This window comes from Pseudohalioglobus lutimaris (genome assembly GCF_002866825.1).
Classification (GTDB): domain Bacteria; phylum Pseudomonadota; class Gammaproteobacteria; order Pseudomonadales; family Halieaceae; genus Halioglobus; species Halioglobus lutimaris.
Genome location: NZ_PKUS01000003.1, coordinates 62,010 through 80,563, shown reverse-complemented (window position 1 = coordinate 80,563; position 18,554 = coordinate 62,010). Strand labels below are relative to the sequence as shown.

At 52.8% G+C, this 18,554-nt stretch carries 17 protein-coding genes; 10 read left to right on the top strand and 7 right to left on the bottom strand.

The window, feature by feature from the left end; genetic code table 11:
• Positions 1 to 87 precede the first annotated feature (87 nt).
• From C0039_RS04980 to C0039_RS04955, 6 genes are all read left to right on the top strand, one after another.
• Positions 88 to 1,440 (top strand): metal-dependent hydrolase family protein, encoded by a 1,353-nt coding sequence (locus tag C0039_RS04980; RefSeq protein WP_101517422.1) that lies wholly within the window; start codon positions 88 to 90, stop codon positions 1,438 to 1,440.
• Positions 1,441 to 1,468: 28 nt separating this feature from the next.
• Complete coding sequence (locus C0039_RS04975) at positions 1,469 to 3,133, top strand: M81 family metallopeptidase (protein WP_101517421.1); 1,665 nt, start codon at positions 1,469 to 1,471, stop codon at positions 3,131 to 3,133.
• 412 nt (positions 3,134 to 3,545) lie between these two features.
• Positions 3,546 to 4,811 carry a carbohydrate porin gene (locus tag C0039_RS04970; RefSeq protein ID WP_101517420.1) on the top strand — a complete coding sequence of 422 codons (1,266 nt, stop codon included), beginning with the start codon at positions 3,546 to 3,548 and terminating at the stop codon, positions 4,809 to 4,811.
• A 54-nt stretch (positions 4,812 to 4,865) separates the two neighbouring features.
• Entirely contained in the window at positions 4,866 to 5,153 is a 288-nt protein-coding gene (locus C0039_RS04965) for a hypothetical protein (protein ID WP_101517419.1), read from the top strand.
• A complete protein-coding gene (locus C0039_RS04960) occupies positions 5,146 to 5,754 on the top strand; it encodes a hypothetical protein (protein ID WP_101517418.1) in 609 nt (202 codons plus the stop codon). Before C0039_RS04965 ends, C0039_RS04960 begins: the two co-directional genes overlap by 8 nt.
• Before the next feature lie 11 nt (positions 5,755 to 5,765).
• Positions 5,766 to 6,893: a phospholipase A gene (locus C0039_RS04955; protein ID WP_101517417.1), complete on the top strand. Its 1,128-nt coding sequence runs from the start codon at positions 5,766 to 5,768 to the stop codon at positions 6,891 to 6,893.
• 310 nt (positions 6,894 to 7,203) lie between these two features.
• On the opposite strand, the gene C0039_RS04950 is transcribed toward C0039_RS04955, so the two are convergent.
• Positions 7,204 to 8,304, bottom strand: coding sequence for an integrase core domain-containing protein (locus tag C0039_RS04950; RefSeq protein WP_207796371.1), 1,101 nt, complete (start codon positions 8,302 to 8,304; stop codon positions 7,204 to 7,206).
• 156 nt (positions 8,305 to 8,460) lie between these two features.
• Between C0039_RS04950 and C0039_RS04945 the strand changes: the two genes are divergently transcribed.
• The 4 genes from C0039_RS04945 (at position 8,461) to C0039_RS04930 (ending at position 10,088) form a co-directional block, all read left to right on the top strand.
• The gene (locus tag C0039_RS04945; protein ID WP_101517416.1) at positions 8,461 to 8,745 is read left to right on the top strand and encodes a type II toxin-antitoxin system RelE/ParE family toxin; all 285 of its coding nucleotides are present in this window, start codon (positions 8,461 to 8,463) and stop codon (positions 8,743 to 8,745) included.
• Positions 8,745 to 9,101, top strand: a complete 357-nt coding sequence (locus C0039_RS04940) for a HigA family addiction module antitoxin (protein ID WP_101517415.1) — start codon at positions 8,745 to 8,747, stop codon at positions 9,099 to 9,101. The genes C0039_RS04945 and C0039_RS04940 overlap by 1 nt, the downstream gene beginning before the upstream one ends.
• Before the next feature lie 364 nt (positions 9,102 to 9,465).
• Positions 9,466 to 9,777 carry a type II toxin-antitoxin system RelE/ParE family toxin gene (locus C0039_RS04935; RefSeq protein ID WP_341476644.1) on the top strand — a complete coding sequence of 104 codons (312 nt, stop codon included), beginning with the start codon at positions 9,466 to 9,468 and terminating at the stop codon, positions 9,775 to 9,777.
• Positions 9,778 to 9,785: 8 nt separating this feature from the next.
• Entirely contained in the window at positions 9,786 to 10,088 is a 303-nt protein-coding gene (locus tag C0039_RS04930; RefSeq protein ID WP_101517413.1) for a HigA family addiction module antitoxin, read from the top strand.
• Positions 10,089 to 10,438: 350 nt separating this feature from the next.
• Here the strand turns inward: C0039_RS04930 and C0039_RS04925 are convergent, their stop codons facing one another.
• The 6 genes from C0039_RS04925 to C0039_RS04900 form a co-directional block, all read right to left on the bottom strand.
• Entirely contained in the window at positions 10,439 to 11,155 is a 717-nt protein-coding gene (locus tag C0039_RS04925; protein WP_198171694.1) for a transposase, read from the bottom strand.
• A gap of 201 nt (positions 11,156 to 11,356) precedes the next feature.
• Entirely contained in the window at positions 11,357 to 12,313 is a 957-nt protein-coding gene (locus C0039_RS04920; protein ID WP_076001930.1) for an XdhC family protein, read from the bottom strand.
• 304 nt (positions 12,314 to 12,617) lie between these two features.
• On the bottom strand, positions 12,618 to 14,861 hold the full coding sequence (locus C0039_RS04915; protein ID WP_084179950.1) for a TonB-dependent receptor: 2,244 nt from the start codon (positions 14,859 to 14,861) through the stop codon (positions 12,618 to 12,620).
• Positions 14,862 to 15,310: 449 nt separating this feature from the next.
• The gene (locus tag C0039_RS04910; protein ID WP_076001928.1) at positions 15,311 to 16,738 is read right to left on the bottom strand and encodes an NAD(P)/FAD-dependent oxidoreductase; all 1,428 of its coding nucleotides are present in this window, start codon (positions 16,736 to 16,738) and stop codon (positions 15,311 to 15,313) included.
• 15 nt (positions 16,739 to 16,753) lie between these two features.
• The gene (locus tag C0039_RS04905) at positions 16,754 to 17,161 is read right to left on the bottom strand and encodes a RidA family protein (protein WP_076001927.1); all 408 of its coding nucleotides are present in this window, start codon (positions 17,159 to 17,161) and stop codon (positions 16,754 to 16,756) included.
• Positions 17,158 to 18,468: a flavin monoamine oxidase family protein gene (locus C0039_RS04900; protein WP_076001926.1), complete on the bottom strand. Its 1,311-nt coding sequence runs from the start codon at positions 18,466 to 18,468 to the stop codon at positions 17,158 to 17,160. The genes C0039_RS04905 and C0039_RS04900 overlap by 4 nt, the downstream gene beginning before the upstream one ends.
• Positions 18,469 to 18,554: the final 86 nt, after the last annotated feature.

The following is an 18,554-nucleotide window of genomic DNA, read 5'->3' as shown; positions in this document are numbered from 1 at the left end:
AGCCACGGATTCGGTGGAGGGGCGATCCTGCGTGGCACGGATTGAACTCTCCGCCGAATCCACTGTGTCGACAACAGGAAAAATACAATGCGGAAACTGAACCTGAAGAAACTGACCGCGGCGCTTGTCGTCGCGGTTAGCTTCGCCCTGCCGGCGGCTGCTCAAGACGCCTCCGGACCGATCCTGTTCACCAACGTCAACGTCTTTGACGGCGTGAACGAAGCCCTGATCAAGAATGCCAATGTCGTGGTGACGGACAACCTGATCACTGCAGTGTCGACCGAACCGCTTGCCGTTGCAGGGGGCAGGGTCATCGACGGCGGTGGTCGAACCATGATGCCGGGCATGATCGACGTGCACTGGCACACCTACTTCGCGTATTTGACGGTGGGACAGCTACTGAACACCACTGATATGGGCGATATCGCGATTGCCGGATTGCTGGGTAATGAGCAAGTACTGATGCGCGGCTTCACGACCGTCCGCGACATTGGGGGAAACCCGTTCGCCGTTCACAAAGCCATTGATGCCGGAAAATTCCCCGGTCCCCGCATGTTGGTGGCCGGCCCGCCTCTGGGTCAAACCGGGGGGCACTTTGACCTGTATCCCTATAATGACGTGCCGCGTCAGCCATCGGACTCGCTTCCTTATCTGGAGCGCAACGGAGTGGTCGCCACTGGGGACGGTGTTCCTGAGGTGACGCGCAAGGCTCGCGAAATCCTGCGTATGGGCGCCCACCACATCAAGATCGCGGGCGGCGGCGGCGTGTCTTCGATTTATGACCCGCTGGACGTCACCCAGTACTCGCTTGAAGAGATGCAGGCGATCGTCGGCGTTGCAGAGAACTGGAACACTTATGTCGCCGCACATATCTTCACGGACGAGGCCATACAGACGGCGATCAAAGCCGGGGTCAAGACGATCGAACACGGCAATCTGATCATGTCGAAAGAGACCCTCAAGATGATGAAGGACAACGGCGTCTGGCTGAGCGCGCAGCCCCTCATCGACGACGAGGACAGGCTGGTGTTCGACAATCCCGCGAGCACAGCGAAGTGGGTTGCAGTCACCGACGGAACCGCCAGAAACTATGCCGCGGCCAAGGCGGCGGGCGTCAAGATCGCGTTCGGCACCGACATGCTGTTCGATCCTGCGGCCGCAGCGAAACAGGGCAAAATGGTGACCAAGCTGAAGAACTGGTTCACCCCCTACGAGGCGCTCAAGATGGTGACCTCGGACAACGCGGAACTGCTGATGATGAGCGGCCCGCGCCATCCTTACCAGGAAGGCCCGCTTGGGGTGATCAAGGAAGGTGCCTATGCCGACCTGATTCTGGTTGACGGTAATCCGCTGGAAAACCTCGATCTCGTCGGTGACGCCGAGGCCAACTTCGACCTGATCATGAAAGACGGGAAAGTTTATAAAAACACTTTGAACTAAAACATCGTATAGATAGAAACCAAAGCTCATGAAACGAAGAAAATTTATTAAGTTAGCGAGTTCTACCGGCGTTGCCGCAGCATCAGCGTCTTTACTGACATTTCCCGGAAAGAGTGAGGGAAAAATGGCAAGCTCAAAAAAATTAAGAGTCTCCTATGTTGGTTTTTTCCATGAAACCAACACCTACCTCACCGAAGGCATGGGCGAAACCACGCTGGACAGAATGCGCGTTTTCCGCGGCGATCAGATTAAGAAGCAGATAAAAGGGACTGCCATTGGCGGGGCAGTGGATGTCTGCGAGGAAGAGGGCTGGGAGTTGCTCCCGGGGGTCATGTTCTATGTAGACTGGTGCTTTAGCACGGTGAACGATCAGGCCTGGAAAGATGCGAAAAAGGACATCCTGGACACGCTGAAAACACAGTTACCGATGGACATCGTCTACCTCTCTGTTCACGGCGCCGGCATGGTGAATAGTACGCCCGATCTTGAAGGAGACCTGGCGGAGTCGGTCAGAGCCTTGGTAGGAAATGACACAATGATCGTCTGGTCGGGCGACCTGCATGGCAAGATCACGGACAAAATGAAGGACAATATGAATTTCTTCAGTGCCTGCAAACAATATCCCCATATGGATATGAATGCATGCGCACGTGATGCCATGTATCGCGGTGCTGCAATCCTGGCAGGAGAATCGCATCCTACCCCCGCCTATCGCAAAGTGCCACTGATGATGGGCATGAGTAATACCGAAGAGGAGGGCACCTTTGCAAATCGACTTAAAGAGAAGTGCATTGAAATGGAAAAGCGGCCCGGTGTTCTCAACTGCTCTGTTATGCATGGTTTCCCATACCAGGACAGCAATTTTTGTGGCGTGTTCCCGATGGTCACTACCGAAAATAACCTCGAGCTTGCACAAGAACTGGTGGACGAACTGGCGCAGTGGATATGGGATCACCGGAAAGAGTCCATCATCCCACTGGAACCTTTGGACAAAACGATGAGCACGGTGCTGGCCATGCTCGAGAAGGATGGCCACTATGTCCGTAGATTGCCAACGAAAGGCGACGTCATCGACCATACCCCGATCGTGATTGGCGACGCTGCTGATAATCCGGGTGGCGGTGCCGGCGGTGGAGGCACCCACCTGCTTAAGGCCCTTATGGAGACCAAAGGCCTGGGGAAAGTCGCTTTCATGTCCATACACGATCCGGAAACCGCAAAGGCCGCAGTCGCTGCCGGTGTCGGAGCAACAATCGATGTGAGCCTTGGGGGCAAGTTTGAGAAATTGGCGGGCGAACCTATCAAGACCAAAGCCTATGTCAAGTCCCTTTCGGATGGGAATGAGATCGTTCGCGGGGGGACCGCTTTCAACGGCCCATTCCAGCTTGGCCCCACCGCCAGGTTGGTCATCGAAGCGGAGAATACGGTGGATGTCATCGTTATTTCCGGCCTATGCCAGACCTATGATGATACGCAGGGACGGCCACATGGCATCATCATTCAGGAATATGACGTGATAGGCGTCAAAAGCGGGATGCACTTTCGAGCGTTCTATGAAAACTTCACCGACAAGTTGTTGATCGCTGATGTTCCCGGAACCACCAGCCGCGATATTACGCTTTTCGAGCACACCAAGCTAACGTATCCCATTTACCCTCTCGATGAAAACGCAAAGTTTAGTATTGCGGGTTAGCGAACATATACAAAAGCACTTTTCACTAGAATGCTGGTTAGTAATGTTTCGAGTGCTATCCAAGCTAGGAAATTAGCGGCCTATGTCAATGGCTCAACGCTCATGTAAATGAATCGGTGCTCTCGCGTCAGACAAAGAAGGCATGATGCACAATGCTGTTCAGTAAGCTGATTGATAGGCTCAGGAGAGCCAGGATGTGGCGTGGCAAATGGCTGCGGATCATGGGATAGGTCTGCGGCACGTTGTTCGTGGGCAAGTTACATCCCCCCAAGACAAGCTTATCGAGCATACAATGTTCTATGCATACGTTCTGAGTGATGCTCGCGGCCGATCTGATGGATGGACTCCTGCAAGTGATGCGGCGTTATAGTCGCACGCCTGCTGGCGGTCTCAGTCCCGAAACTGGAGCCTGATGATTTTTTTCTTTATTACGTGTCGTAAAATGTCACTTCGAGCCATGGTTGCATTTGCTCTTATTTGGGCTACTGCTCCACTGCTTCACGCGCAGGACAGCGCGAGGGACCTCGCCGGTCCAGCCGCGGTGAGCTCCCAGCTTGCGGCAGACGAAATAGACAAGCCTGATCTTCTCGGAGTTGACCTGCAGAACGACATTGACGCGTGGAAGACGGGTGTGAAGGAACGGACCGGTCTGACTTTCGGGATTGACTATACGTCACTGGGACTGGTCGCGACCGACAGTATTGGTGCCAGCACTGCGGCAAGCGGGGTCTTCCGTGGCTATGGCAATTGGGAGCTGTTCAATCGCGGTAAGAAGAACAACGGTAGCCTCGTCTTTAAATTCGAACACCGCCATGCCTACACCGACCTGGCTCCAGGAGCTTTCGCCGACGAGCTTGGTTACGCCGGGGTCACCAGCGTAGGATTCAACGATCAGGGATTCAGGGCTACCCACCTGTTCTGGAGTCAACTGTTTGGTGGCGGGCGTGGAGCTCTCAACATCGGTTTCCTGGACACCAGCGACTACGTCGACGTTTACCCGCTTGCCAGTCCGTGGACCCGCTTCACCAACAACGCCTTCCTGAATGGATCCGGAGCCATGGGCGGAATCCCTGACGGTGCTCTCGGCGCCGTTGTCGCAGGATTCCTGACAGACCACCTGTACCTCGGGGGACTAATCGCCGATGCTAATGGCGATGCCACCAATCTCGGCGATGGATTTGACAGCCTGGTCAATGACTTTGAGACCTTCAAGTCGCTTGAGTTGGGCTGGGCTTCCAGTCGAGAGGAAGTGATCCTCAACAACGCGCACGTCACACTCTGGCAAGTCGACGAGCGCAGCCGCGCCGGAACTCCCGATGGCTGGGGCATCAGCGCCTCGATCACAACAAGCGCCGATAGCGGCTTTACGCAGTTCCTCCGCGCCGGATGGGCGGACGATGGGGACAGTCCCTACGAAGCCTCGCTCAGCACCGGTTTCGACTTTACCTGGAACCCGGGACATTCCGTGTTCGGTGTCGGATTGAACTGGAATCGTCCCAACCCTTCCGTCTACGGAACGAATCTCGGCGACCAGTATTCCCTCGAACTTTTCCAGCATCTTCAACTCACTCAGGAAATTGCGCTTACGCCAAGTGTCCAGGTCATCCGGAATCCAGCCCTCAATCCAACTGACGACTGGAGCACCTTTTTCGGCCTCCGCCTGAGAGCCGCTTTATGATCCAATCCCAAAATAAACGAGCATCCAAGCCACGAGAAAAATAAGGTAAACCGTATGAAGAAATATACAATGTTGTTAGCAGGATTGACGGTCGCTTTGGCGGGTACGGGCCTTTCAGCGCAGGAGGAGCAGAGCAATGAGGAGATCGCGCGAGAACTGGCTAATCCCAATACCACCCTTGGTACTCTCAATTTTAACTTGGACTACACAAGCTATAAGGGCGATCTGCCTGGGGCCGACGGCCAGGATGCATACCGCGTCAGCTTCCAGCCCGTACTGCCTTACCCGCTGGGGGGAAGGAGTCAACCTCTTCGTTCGTCCCAACTTTCCAGTGATGTATAAGCAGCCGATTCCCTGGGTTGGCGGCGCTGATGTTTTTCCTACAGAAGACGGCCAGTTCGGTATTCTGTCCGGGGCATTCAACGATTCTGATGTAGAACTGGGTGACATCGGTTTTGACGTGGCTATCGGTAAAACGCTACCTAGCAAAACAGTCCTGGTCGGTGGCGTGGTGGGGACCCTGGATACTGCCACCGACGATGCCGTCGGCCTGGGTCAGTATCTGTTGGGGCCCGAGGTGGCTGTCGCCCAGATCTTTGATTGGGGTGTTCTCGGTCTGCTGGTAACTCATCAATGGGACGTGGGTGGTAACGATGACTTCGACACCAGTATCACGGGGGGGCAGTATTTCTATGTCGTGAACCTCAGCGACGGCTGGCAAATTACCGGTTCACCTACTTTCAGCTACAACCATGAGGCGTCGCCTGGAGAGGAGAAATGGACCCTGCCGGTTGGAGTCGGATTTTCCAAGACCACCCGCTTTGGCAAAACCCCCTGGAAGTTGAGCCTGCAGTATTGGCAATTCGTAAAGCAAGCTGACAGTCTTGGGCCTGACTTCCAGATTCGCTTTTCTCTGGGTCCCGTGGTTCCACTTCCCTGGTAGGAGGTCTTGCGATGAATAATAACAACCTGAAACCACACACCTGGATGTCACGGCTGGCGTCAGTCAATCTGAATCTTTCTACCGAACGGCAGGAGCAGTCGATGAAAATGAAATTTCGAGCACCTCAGTTTGCCGCTTGGGCTCTGGCTTTGCTGATTGCCAGCCCTGTAGTTGCACCCTCGCCAGTATTGGCAAGCGATCTGGATAGGTGCATGCTAAAGGCCATTGCCTCTGCGGACGAGTCGACCAGCATTGGGGAACTTCGCAAGGCTTGTGCGACTGCCCTGGACAGAGTGTCTATAGAAGAAGAGAAAGTTCTAACGTCTTTGCCTGTATACGAACAACAGGACGTTATTGCTTCTCGCTACGAAGTTGAGTCGGAAATCGAGGAGCGTCCCTTCGCTATCACGGCGAACCTGCCCAACTACATCCTGTACACGGTCATGGACCAACCCAACCAAGCCCCGTTTGAAGACCAGACCGACTCAGTGGATCCAGTGCAGGACGATGAAATGCAGTTTCAGGTCAGCATAAAGGCGCCAGTATGGCGGCAAATGTTCGGAACCAATTTCGACACATTCGTTTCTTACACTTCCAGGTCTTACTGGCAGTTGTTCAATGACGAATTTTCTGCGCCGTTTCGCGAGACGAATTATGAACCGGAGGTTTTCGTGCGAGACTTCAGCGAATACGATTTACTGGGCTTAAAGATTGCCGGGTGGTCACTGGGCTTCAACCACCAGTCGAACGGGCAGAGCCAGCGGTATTCCAGGAGTTGGAATCGCATAATGGCCAAAAGCGCTATCTCCATCACCGACGATCTGGGGGTTCTTGCCAGGGCCTGGTACCGGATTCCTGAAGACGAGGAGGACGACGACAACCCCGGAATGCATCGCTACTACGGATACGGTGATCTGCGCGCGGTCTGGGCACCGAATCGCAATACGGTTACCGCAATGCTGCGGCCCGGTACGCAGGAGACGTCCTTCGAGCTGACCTGGAGCTACCCCATCAGCAAAGTATTTCGCATCTACGCACAATACTATAATGGCTATGGCGAGAGCCTGCTGGACTACGATTACGATATGGAGCGTTTTGGCATCGGTATTGCGATGAATGACTACCTTCAACGCTTCTAATCACCGACAATGAAAACAAGAGAATTCGCGTTTCTACAATACCAGTCCACTCGCCCCCGGGGAGTGCCTGCATATTGGGAACGCAATAATTATTCCTGAGCACAAAAGACGTGCAAGGAGCTGGTGTGTCCGTCAACGTTTATCAGCTTTGGCTGCTTCACGGTAATGTGTCATGAAGAATTTCCTGGCGATGTTGATACCCTGTGTATTGTTTCCGTTTCTGGCGGTGTTGGCGCCCGCCGTCTATGCCGCCGATACCCAATTCCCACTGAAACCGCCTGATCTATCCTGTCCTTGGCGAATTAGTAAATCATGCGGCTGTTGGTAGTTGGAAAAGTCCGCGACAATGCTTTTCCCAGTGGTAGTGAGCAATATCAGCTGCTTTTACGTCTGCAGATTCGACCGGAGTAGTCCCGCCCCGACTTGAATGACACCGATACTTGTTGTAGTACTGCATATACGCTCGTAGTTTGTTTTCGAGATCAGTCTCGGTCCAAAATAGAGTCTGGTCCAGTAGCTCTCGGCGAACACTGCCGATCAGTCTTTCTACAAATGGGTGTGATGTTGGGGTATAAGGCACCGATTTAATCTCTTCGATTTCCAGTACTCTGAGATTCGCTTTCCATTGCCGATACTGGAAGAGGGGGTCGTTGTCGGTGCTGACTCGGCTCGGCCAATCTTGCCCGCAAGTCGCTTCGTTGAACATTCTACATACCGCTGGGCCATCGGCGGCACAGGCATGAACTGAAAACCCGATAATCCTTCGGGTGTATTGGTCCATGACGACCATGATCCAGTGAGAACGTAAGGTAATGGATTCAGCGCGAAACAAATCAATACTCCATAGGCTGTCTTTGGTGTGACCGAGTGTAGTTAACCAGGATGGGCCGCCGCTCCCGGGATACGGTTTGTAATGAGCTGCTAGTACACGCCGGACACTGTCTTTGTCTAAACTCAGCCCGAATGCGAGATTGATCTGCTGCGCGATACGCGGGCAACCATAGCGAGGGTTTCGCTGTTTCATTTCGACGATGGCATTGATAACTGTTTGGGAGGGACCCGCTGGTCCGGGTTTACGACCACCGCCAGGTGAGTAAAGCTGACGGTATTTACGCTTTACCAGAGCAGTGTGAAATCGGAGTAGGGTGGATGGCTGAAGGATGATGGCTGCCCGGGCGATTCGTCTGGGTTTGAGGAATAAAGATAAGAACCCGAGCAGTGTGCGTTCCTGTGTACTCAGGTTTGGTGATCTTTGGCGGGATCTACTGTGGATGATTAATTGCTGCTTCAGAAGCAGATTCTCGGCGAGGAGCTCACGATAGCCGCCTGGCCGGATCAGTTTGGCCAAGGCGGTGAGCAGATGGAAAAGTAGCAGAAGGGCACCGTTCATAGTGCCCAACGGTATTATCATATTGTCTCTGGCAGCAACTGCTAACTATCAGATAATATTAGGAAATTACTAATTCGCCATGCACATCTAATCTGAGCGATCGGGCAGTCTCTTGCATCTTGCGCAATATGCAATATCCCTATACACTACCTGCGTACTCAGCAGGAAAACTGGGAATTGATCAAGAGCATAAGACACAAAGGGTTAAAGAAGTTCTTCAACAGCGGTGGCAATGATACCCGGGGCATCAATTCCGACCATGAGGACAAACTGCGCGATCAGTTGGCCGCCTTGGATTCTGCTACAGACATTACGGATATTGATCTGCCAGGGTGGCGCCTGCACCCCTTGAAGGGAAAGGATAAAGGGCGGCACGCTATCTGGGTCAGCGGCAACTGGCGAATGACCTTCGAGTTTGAGAACGGCGATGCGTATGTCGTCGACTATGAGGATTATCACTGATGGCTAAAATCACTGTACACCCGGGAGGGTTCATCAAGCGTAACTATATAGATGAATTGGGCCTCACGGCCGCCGAATTGGCGGATGCGCTGGAAGTGTCAGAGTCCACTTTGAGCCGCCTGGTTCATGAAAAGATCGATCTGTCTCCGGCCCTGGCGGTGAAAGTGAGTAAGGTGTTGGGGCGCTCGGCCGAGAGTTGGATGGCGATGCAAGCCAATCACACACTGGCAAGATGTGAGGCCGAATTGGGGCAATGGACACCGACCCGGCAGGTGACTGCTGAAGGCTTTGTTGCCGTGAAAGGTGGTAAGTCGAAAGCCAAGCACAAGGCTGCGGCGAAGACAGCGACGGCCTAGCGAACTGCCCACCACGGATTCGTAATCTGGGAATAGTTATGGTTTAGCGCGGTGTTAGGGTTTTTGCCAGAGCAGCGTTTATGCATATATGCATATTCCCTGATAATTCCCTGTTATATCTTGCCTCTGATTGGCGAAATTGATTCTCTTGCACATAAGCGCAATGACTCCCCAGCGAATGGTTGATGCATTCACAAGGGTGTGTCCACTGACTTACTTGGCTAACCCTTCAGTCGAACATCGAACAGGCAGCAGCCATTTCCGTTATCGCATCGTTCAGGTGGCCGGTGTGAAATTAACGCAATGGATAAAGATGGGCGAGATCCTTGCGATAAGTAACTAGGAGCGTTACAGTATCTCTTCTTTGAGGAGGTGGCTTTTGATTCACAGTTTTCGCGACCGATGGCTTCACGACTTCTATCTGGTAGATAAGGGCAGTAAGAAGATTCCCTCTGAGATCAAAGACAGGCTTTTCCGAAAGCTGCAGTTGATCGATGATGCGACCAGTGACTTGGACTTGCGTTCACCTCCGAGTAACCATTTTGAAAAGTTGAGAGGAAAATTGGCCAGCAAGCATTCAATTCGTATTAACAAACAATGGCGGTTGGTATTTGCGTGGTCAGGTGAAAGAGGCGAGGCTAAAGACATTTATTTGGATAACCACGATTACCGATGAGGCAGGCGATGAATATTACGAAACGACAACCCGTCAGTGTAGGCGAAATGATTAACGAGGAATTCCTGTTGCCAATGGGACTGACCCAGGGACAGCTGGCAGAAGCGATGGGTGTGAGTCGAAAAACCGTCAACGAGCTATGTACCAATCGTCGCGCCATCACGGCGGATACCGCGTTGATGCTGGCCAAGGTCTTTGGCAATTCAGCGGAGTTCTGGTTGAACTTGCAGCAGCGAAACGAGTTGTGGAAAGCACTGAATACACCGAAGCGGCGAGCTCGAATCGAGAAGGCCAGGCCTGTCGCAGCTTGATATTTTTTTTGGGACCACCATGGGACCATCATCACGCCTTCTGATGCCCTCTAATGCCGGGCCCATTTTTTAACTCTCTGATTTAAAAGGCATTAGGAGGCATGGGGAGGCGTAAAATAGCATGGCTCAGGGTTCGAATCCCTCGCTCTCCGCCATAAACTGAAAAGGGCTGCCCCAAAGGGGCGGCCCTTTTCAGTTTACGGGGGTGAGTGCGGACTTGGTTCAAGTCTCCGGTTCGACAAATTCGCCTTAGAGGCGAATTTAGACGCCGCAGCGGAGCGAAGGCGCCCGCAGGGTCACAACGGCCCAAAGGCCGCTGTGATCAATCCCTCGCCCGGACCGTTAAACACCTAACGATGTTTTTCCCAGCGAATAATGCCGGCGGAACGCCGCATCAGGCTCAGCAGGCCGCGGTTCTTGCGACCCTCGGGATGGACGTCCTGCCAGGCCTTGAGGAAGTGCTGGTTCACCAGGCGAATGACATGGAAACGGTCAGCGACGATCCTGGCTCGTGGGAAGTACTGCCGTGCGATATTGCGGTAAGTTTCGGACAGGTCCATGACGATAAGCCGGACATTGTCTTTACCGCGCAGACGCCGCAAATAGCCTTCCAGGCTTGCCTCGGAGCGTCCAAGGCGCACATCAAAAACCTTGTTTCGCTGCAGGTCCACCAGCGTTGTGGCAAAGCCCCTTTTGCGGGTGAAGAAGTGCTCATCGATACCCAGCACCTTGGAGCAGGGGCGATTCGACATCTCAGAAAGCCGCTGTCTACAATAGCTCTGATACCAGCGCTCAGTGGTGGCCGCGCTGATCCTGTGAGTGCGCTCCAGCTTGGCCTGGGTGACACCGCCGTCGTGTGTCTCAAAGACTTCGAGCCGGAAGGCCTCTGAGGCCCTGAAGCGGGGCCGAACACCTTTGAACCGATGGCGGAAGTAGCGTCCACAGCGCGGACAATGGTACTTCGGTGCCCTGAGGTGCAAGGTGCGCTGGAAATCGATGCTGCAGGCTGCTTTTTGGTTTACCTCCGGAAATCGGTCAGTCAGGTGGTTGTTCAGCATTTGAATCATTGTCTTTTCTCCACTAGTCACCAGGCGCCCTCACGGACGTCCCTGGCAATACGGAACAGGGCGTGATCCGTTGCGGATTTGAACTGCCGGATCAGGGCGGCAAAGAAATGCGGGCGCTCTCGAATGATTTCTTTCGCAATTTAGCTGTCATCCTCCATGAGTTCTGCGCAAGGCCAGTGGCCCAGAGTATGGTTTAGGCGTCTATGAATCAGTAGGCCGATAGCGCATTTGAATCAACTCAGCCATGACCGCCACCGAAATTTCAATTGGAGTCTTGCTGCCTATGGAGAGTCCTACCGGAGCATGCAGCCTGGACACTTGCTCCGTCGAAAGGCCCAGTTCCTTTAATCGCACCAGACGATTCTCAGTTGTCTTTTGTGAGCCAAGAGCGCCGACGTACCAGGCGTCTGTTGAGAGCGCCTCCATAAGCGCCATGTCATCAATTCTTGGATCATGGGTCAGCGTGATGATGAGCGTGTGCCGGTCGCATTCACGCTCTCGAATCACATCATCAGGCATGCCTTGAATCAGTTCAACATTGGGGCCTGCCCACTGGTTCAGGAAGGACTGCCTTGGATCTGTTACTAGAACCTCATAGTCCATTGCCAGCGCCAATTCGCTCAGGGTTTGGGCAAGCTGTCCGGCACCAACTAGCATCATACGCATTCTGGGGCCGAAGCATTGCTCGAGGTGTGAGTTGGAAATCTCAAGCGGTTCGTAGTACTCAACTCGAATCAGTTGTGTTTTTCCGGTAGTCAGGCTAACGCGTCTCTTGACACAATATCGCTTATCGATCGCCGTTAAAGACGCCTTGATCCATTTTAGATCGCCTTCATCGAGGCGCTGAACCATCAGGATCAGCTTTCCTCCGCAGGGCAGCCCCAGGCGCTCGTTCTCTTCAGCACTAACCCCGTACTCAATTAGCTCCGGCAACTCATCTGCAAGACCACGTCTGCTGAGTTTTTCCAACAAGTCCTCTTCCACACAGCCACCGGATACCGAGCCAAACTGTTCTCCCGTTGCTAGCGCGGCGAGCATTGATCCGTCTGGTCTGGGTGAAGAGCCGACTGTCTTTACGATCGTGCAGAGCCATGGTTGCTCGCCTCTGTCTATCCAGGTTTGCAAACGTTGTAAAAGGTTATGATCAAGAGCTCTCATTGCAGACTTTCGGCAGTTGCTATAGCTCGATTGTGAACGTTCATTGAATAGACTATATGCATGGAATCAAACGCAAAATGAGTGAGAAAAAATACGAAAGACGGGGCAGAACTAGTCAAACGTATTTGCCAAGGCATTACATCGTACGGCGAACATGTTAAGAACCCCTGCCATTGGACTGGTGTTTGATTGCAGTAAAAGGCTCAGTGCATGCATGAAAAAAGCCCGGCAGAGTTTCCTCAATTACCGGGCAAGTTGACCTGAATGGGAGTATTACCAGTCTCAGTTAGGTGCTCCGCGGGCCTCAGAATCTGTAAGTGAAATCGACGCCGTAGGTTTGGGGTGCACCGCGTTGGAAGTACAAAGCACCATAAGTGCTGGACAGATCAAGACCATAAACGAAGTATTCCTCATCGAACAGGTTGTTGGCCCAGATGCCAGCGCTAAAGCTATCGGACTCCAGCGACAACCTGGCATTCGCCACCCAGTAAGAACCCTGAGACAGTGCATCGTCTTCAAACGGTTCAAAGAACACCTCCGATTGGTATGCCGCGTTGACATTCAGGCCGAGGTCACCAAGGCCGGTGTTCATCAACCTCCAGTCAATGCCAATATTGGCAGTTGTGTCTGGAGCTCCGATTAACTGGTTACCCTTCGCTGACTCCTCCAGTATCTCCAACTCTTCATATTCCGCGTCAAGCAGACCAAGCCCGGCCGTCAAAGTAATATCGTCAGTCGCGAGATACTGTAGATCCATCTCAAATCCGTTAACAGTGGATTCAGGTGCGTTCCTAAGCGGGAACAGGAAGCCTCCGTCTTCTGCAATGACGAACTGCTGATTCTCATAGTCGTAGTGGAAAAGCGCCGCATTCAAGATCAGGCGATTGTCAAAAAACTCTGACTTCATGCCAAACTCATAAGAGTCAACCTCTTCCGGCTCGGCGGCGGTGATCTCTGCCTCAGCGTCACCGAAGGCCTGACCGTTAATGGCTCCTGACCGATAGCCCTGACTAAATGACAGGTAAAACAGCGTAGTGTCGCTGGCTTGCCAATCGAGTCCAAGTTCAACCGATGAGTTTGTGAAATTCTCTGACTGCGAAGCGTCCAGGAAGACAGGAAAACTCAGAACACGCTCGCCTTCAGCAGTTGTTTCTCCGAAGTAGCCATCGTAGTCGCTAACTTCGACATCGTCGTCGCTGTACCTATAGCCTGCTCTCAATGTGATAGTCGTTGTAAGTTCGTAGTCGCCTTTGAGATAAACTGCCCAACTGTCACGCTCCTGGTGGTAGAAGTTACCAAAGTGAAAGCCTCTACCTCCCGTAGGGGGCGTCCCCAGGACGGCACTTAATGTGTCCACAAAACCAAGTGCTTCATCATCCAGTGTCCAAATGATGGTGCTGTTGTCGAGTTCGTCTGACGTGTATTGAGCACCTACAATCCAGTTCAGAGGGCCATCAAGTTCCGAAACCAGCCTGAGTTCCTGAACGGTCTGCTTGATGTTCTTCGCATACAGATTGGACTCGTCAAGTGCGTACTCCAGTCCGTCGTCATCAGCAGCGTAGTCAAGACTTGCCTTGTCATAGCTTGTTACAGAAACCAGTGTGTAGTCATCTCCTAAATCCCATGTCAGGGTCAGGTTGGCTCCGGTGTTGGTGTTATTCCAGAAGCTGTCCTGACGTTGCGATGAGCTTTCGTGAAAGCCGAGTCCTTGTCGCGTTAGTCCGCCAGTGAGGCCTGGATCTGTGACCTCAGAGTAGGCACTGTATGGTTGAGTTTTGTTGTCGTGGCTATAGATTCGAAGCAATGCCTCGAAGTTGTCGGAGGGCGTATAGAGTAGCGCAAGGCGACCTGCGAGCATATCCGTGCCAAGTTCATCGTCTCCGCCAGGCAACTGGTTCTCGATGAGCCCGTCGTCCTCCACATAGTTCACGGCGATTCTTGCGGCAAGTACATCGTCAATGATTCCTGTTTGGAATGCTACCTGGGCTTCCTTTCTGCTGTAGTTTCCATAGCCAAGGCTTATGTATCCTTCCTGTTCAAATCCAGGTTTCTTGGTGATGATGTTGATGGCGCCGCCCGTGGCATTTTTACCATAAAGTGAACCCTGTGGGCCCCGCAGCACCTCTATACGCTCTATATCGTACATATGCCCTATTTCTAGCGTAGGCAAGGCTCTCACTGCGTCATCCACATACAGCGCGATGGGTGAACTTTGCGTGAGTGTGAAGTCAGTTGTAGTGACCCCCCTAAGTACGAAGAAAGGAGAACCACCTTCACCGTAGGGCTGGATAGAACTCAGGTTCGGCAAGCGCCCGGTGATATCGCCAATGTCATCCATTTTCATAGAGGACAAAGCGTGGCTATCAAAGGACGTTATAGCCGATGGTATCTCCTGAATGGACTGGGCTCTGCGAGTCGCAGTGACCATAACCTCTTCGAGAGACTGTGCCCACGCGGGTGTTTCGGTTAGAAACGCCGCAGCCAGGCCGACGCACATTGTGGTTTTTAAGAAACTTCTGGGTTTTGAAGCAAGCTGCCGTGAGTTCATGATTATCACCTTCCCCTGAGTTAATGATTTCGGGTATGTACACCTTCAATGTAGTAGACATATACCCACAAGATTTCACACTCGTAGATCTAATTACACTGGTTAATTATTTATGTGAACAATTAAAATAGATAATTGTCCGGAGCATGTCAAGAGCAGTTTTCGGTTTATTACGCGCGTCTCAGTACACCAGAGACGTCGCGTCGGTCGCGGATAATGAGAATTGGGGTGTGCGGCGCAACTTCGTTATGTATGGTCTGTTGGTGAGGCACGTTTATACAGGCAATATGTTCGGACTCTGGGCCGCTGAGCGGTCTTATGAGCGCCCTTTGCACATTCGGACAGCTGGATGGTGAGACGATACGAGGAAAATTCGCCGATCAAGAGTCCTTAACTTGTCTCAGCACAGTAACCTTGCGATGACGCCTGAAGCAGCCAAATAACAGGGTCTAATTTTCGGCGGTCGCATTCTCAAAAATTGACCCCGCCAATTGTTTTCGAGCCCGGCCGCGTAGCCATGCCCAAGCCACCTGCTTGCCGATCGTATCGAATGGTTTGATCGGCCATCTCTTCGGCTTCCTGTTGACAATCCAGAAGTCTGTAAGCTCGCTACTATGGCCACTGAGTAAATGCGAAATTGTCTGGCCATGCAGGTGATTTATCGCCAGGCCATGCCCCCAACACCCGCCCACGTAGATTACCCGTGCGTCTCCTAAAAAACACAGATGAGGGACCAGGTCTCGGGTGCCAGACATATGCCCACCCCAATTGTGTGCCATACGTAGATCTTTCAGTGCTGGAAAAATTCGTTTCAGGTGAGCCAGGGACACCTCCCCACCCTCGCTACTGACCTCAGGCTGCATTTCACCGAAAAGCGGATGCCCACCATAATAGATCCAATAAAACTGGATGCGCCCATCCGCTGTCGGGGCCATATAATGAAACAGGTCGAGAGTGCTCTCTAGCGCGTTCCGCTGACCCCATCCTATAGCTCTCCATTGTTCGTCGCTCAGGCGTTCAGTCACGGCAGCGCGGGCAAAAATAGGCGACTGAAGACGTCGCATCTCTCTGCCAAGCGCCCCTTCCAGCTGATGTGTGTAGGCGTTTGTTGCGATGACTGCCTTGTCGGCCCTCACTACTCCCCGGGGCGTAGCCACCCGGATTCCACCGGGTACCCTGTCCAGGGAAACCGCCGGCGAGTTCTCGAATATTTCAACTCCGGCACGTTCTGCCAGTCGCTTCAGTTCGCGTACATGTTTGCAGGGATTCAATAATCCCAGATCCGGGTCATGCATCGCAGCCTTAAAATTTTTGTTTCCTGAGTAGGCGTTCTGCACAGTCTCGGCCTCCATCCAGGATATGTTATCGGCGCCAAACTCCTGACTCATTTCATAGAGTGATCTCAGCCCATCTATCCATCGATCATCAAAGGCGACTCGCATGAGCCCGGGATGGCGATAGTCACTATCCAGATTGTTTGTTTCGATGATTTCGCGGGTGTAGCTTACCGCCCGACGGCAATATTGAAAGGAAGCCTGGGAGCGCTCGGCACCATATTTATGGCGAATTGACATCTGATCCATACCGAATTGCGGCATCACCCAACCGGCAGCACGGCCACTGGCCCCGAAACCAATGATCTCCGATTCAATCAGGACCACTCGCGCAAACGAGTCCAGAGCTGTGTGCCATGCCGCCGACAGTCCAGCAACTCCACCGCCTATAACGAGCACATCACACGACAGTTCCCCATCGAGGTCCCGGTTTGCGCTGTAGGCACCGAAATCATGTATCCAGAATGATTTGGCTGCATGGGGCGGTGAGGATTCAGCTTCAGTGGCTGAGACAGTATCTGCAGGTGCGTTCTCGCGGGACATAATATCGTCCTGAGACTATTGGGGAAGATAGGCAATTGCCGTCACTTCAACTTTAATAGCCTCGCTGACGAAGCCTGCGACCTGTACTCCAGCGACTGAAGGGCCATCCGTATTCTCATAGAACTTCTGTCTATGAGGAAACATCGACTCTTCAAATTCGGTTGCCTCAACGCCATAGAATATCATCTCGCTGACAATGTCTTTCGAGGAACCACCGTGAATCTCCAGGACACGCGCCATTTTCTCGTACACAGCCTTCATTTGCATGCCGGCGTCATCTGCAAAAATCTCGTTTCCCTCGTCATCGGTAGCAGTCAGGCCGCCGATGTAAACCAGATCGCCCGCGCGTACAGCCAGGGACATACAGTAAGATTTCTCCATGTCAGGAATAAGGTGAAAAAATTGAGCTGAAGTCTTGGTCATGACTTATCCTCGAAGGCTTTGTGAATCTCGTCAGCAACCAGGAAACCTGACTCGATTGCACCATCCATAAATCCTACCCAGCCTTTTGCAAGGTAGTCACCGGCGAAGTGAACCTTCCCCTCTGCCTCGGCAAAAGCCTGCTCAACCCCGACGTTCTGGCCTGGTCGCGGCATATGCCAGGTACCCAGGGAAAATTCATCGTTGCTCCAGTCATGGCCTGTGCTAGCGGTCGCTTTCAGCTCTGGATGAAGATCGGCGAGCACGTGATTTACCTCATCGAGGTTCTTCGGATCAAATGCTGTCCCGTCTGTACCGAAGCCCACATAAATACGTGTACTGCCTTCTTCGCGAATAGGATTCAACAGGTTGAGCGTTGCTCCGGGAGGCGCAACAATAGCATGTCCCTCGGGTTCACCTTCCGTTGTGAACAGAACTTTCATACCCTTTGCCGCATGTTCCTCTTGAGACAAGCTCATCTTTTCTTGCCCCAGAGGCGGATTGAACTCTACGCTTTTAATGCAGTTCATCGGCAGTGCACAGACGACTCTCTTCGACGTGAAACGCCTGCCGTCACGCGTCGCGATCACCGTCAGAGCATCGGTTTGATCGACGCTGCGGACAGGTGAATCCAGTCGGATATCCAGCTTTGCTCGAGCAGCCATCTTTTCGATCAGTGCGGAATTTCCCTCATTAGTCTTATACCGGGCAAGACAGTCCACCATCAGCCCGACATCCCACCCGGAAGCCGACCACCAGCGCAACTGAGACAAATAGCTGACGTTCTCTGGCGGGGCATTGGTCTGGACACTGATTTCTGCTGCGAAAACTGCCTCTTCAAGCGGTGAAAGACCCAGCTCACCGATCTTATCCTGGATAGTTATCTCATCCAGCGAGCTGCGTTCCGCGAGGCGTTCAAACTCATAGGGCTGCTCCATCAGATGACCAAGCTCAGTATCGCCCGCAAATCGCCCCCATACATCCTGCAGTATCTCTCGAAATCGATCGAATTCCAGTTCCTGTGGAGTCCCCTCAACCCACACTGTGATGGGCGGAAGAAATGGGTCCTCATGCAGCGTTAGTTCAGAGCGCATGAATTCTGCCCAAATATACGGCTGAAACCAGTGAATCCAGGTAGCCCCAAGTTCTACTTTATGGCCCTCAAGTTCACTCGTCCACACCCGGCCGCCGATGCGATCACGCGCCTCAAGCACGACGACTTTATACCCGTGATTTTTCAATTCGCGCGCAGCGGTAATACCCGCAAAGCCCGCTCCAATGACCACCACATCAAATATTTCGTCCTTCAAAACGTGATTCTCCCAGGTTGGTTCGTCGACATTCGAGGTGGAAACATAATATTAATTATTCATATGTTTAATAATTGCTTTTTCAC

Coding starts and splice junctions, on each gene's coding strand:
- C0039_RS04980 (WP_101517422.1), top strand. CDS start 88: ATGCGGAAACTGAACCTGAAGAAACTGACCGCGGCGCTTGTCGTCGCG.
- C0039_RS04975 (WP_101517421.1), top strand. CDS start 1,469: ATGAAACGAAGAAAATTTATTAAGTTAGCGAGTTCTACCGGCGTTGCC.
- C0039_RS04970 (WP_101517420.1), top strand. CDS start 3,546: ATGATTTTTTTCTTTATTACGTGTCGTAAAATGTCACTTCGAGCCATG.
- C0039_RS04965 (WP_101517419.1), top strand. CDS start 4,866: ATGAAGAAATATACAATGTTGTTAGCAGGATTGACGGTCGCTTTGGCG.
- C0039_RS04960 (WP_101517418.1), top strand. CDS start 5,146: ATGTATAAGCAGCCGATTCCCTGGGTTGGCGGCGCTGATGTTTTTCCT.
- C0039_RS04955 (WP_101517417.1), top strand. CDS start 5,766: ATGAATAATAACAACCTGAAACCACACACCTGGATGTCACGGCTGGCG.
- C0039_RS04950 (WP_207796371.1), bottom strand. CDS start 8,304: ATGATAATACCGTTGGGCACTATGAACGGTGCCCTTCTGCTACTTTTC.
- C0039_RS04940 (WP_101517415.1), top strand. CDS start 8,745: ATGGCTAAAATCACTGTACACCCGGGAGGGTTCATCAAGCGTAACTAT.
- C0039_RS04930 (WP_101517413.1), top strand. CDS start 9,786: ATGAATATTACGAAACGACAACCCGTCAGTGTAGGCGAAATGATTAAC.
- C0039_RS04925 (WP_198171694.1), bottom strand. CDS start 11,155: ATGATTCAAATGCTGAACAACCACCTGACTGACCGATTTCCGGAGGTA.
- C0039_RS04920 (WP_076001930.1), bottom strand. CDS start 12,313: ATGAGAGCTCTTGATCATAACCTTTTACAACGTTTGCAAACCTGGATA.
- C0039_RS04915 (WP_084179950.1), bottom strand. CDS start 14,861: ATGAACTCACGGCAGCTTGCTTCAAAACCCAGAAGTTTCTTAAAAACC.
- C0039_RS04910 (WP_076001928.1), bottom strand. CDS start 16,738: ATGTCCCGCGAGAACGCACCTGCAGATACTGTCTCAGCCACTGAAGCT.
- C0039_RS04905 (WP_076001927.1), bottom strand. CDS start 17,161: ATGACCAAGACTTCAGCTCAATTTTTTCACCTTATTCCTGACATGGAG.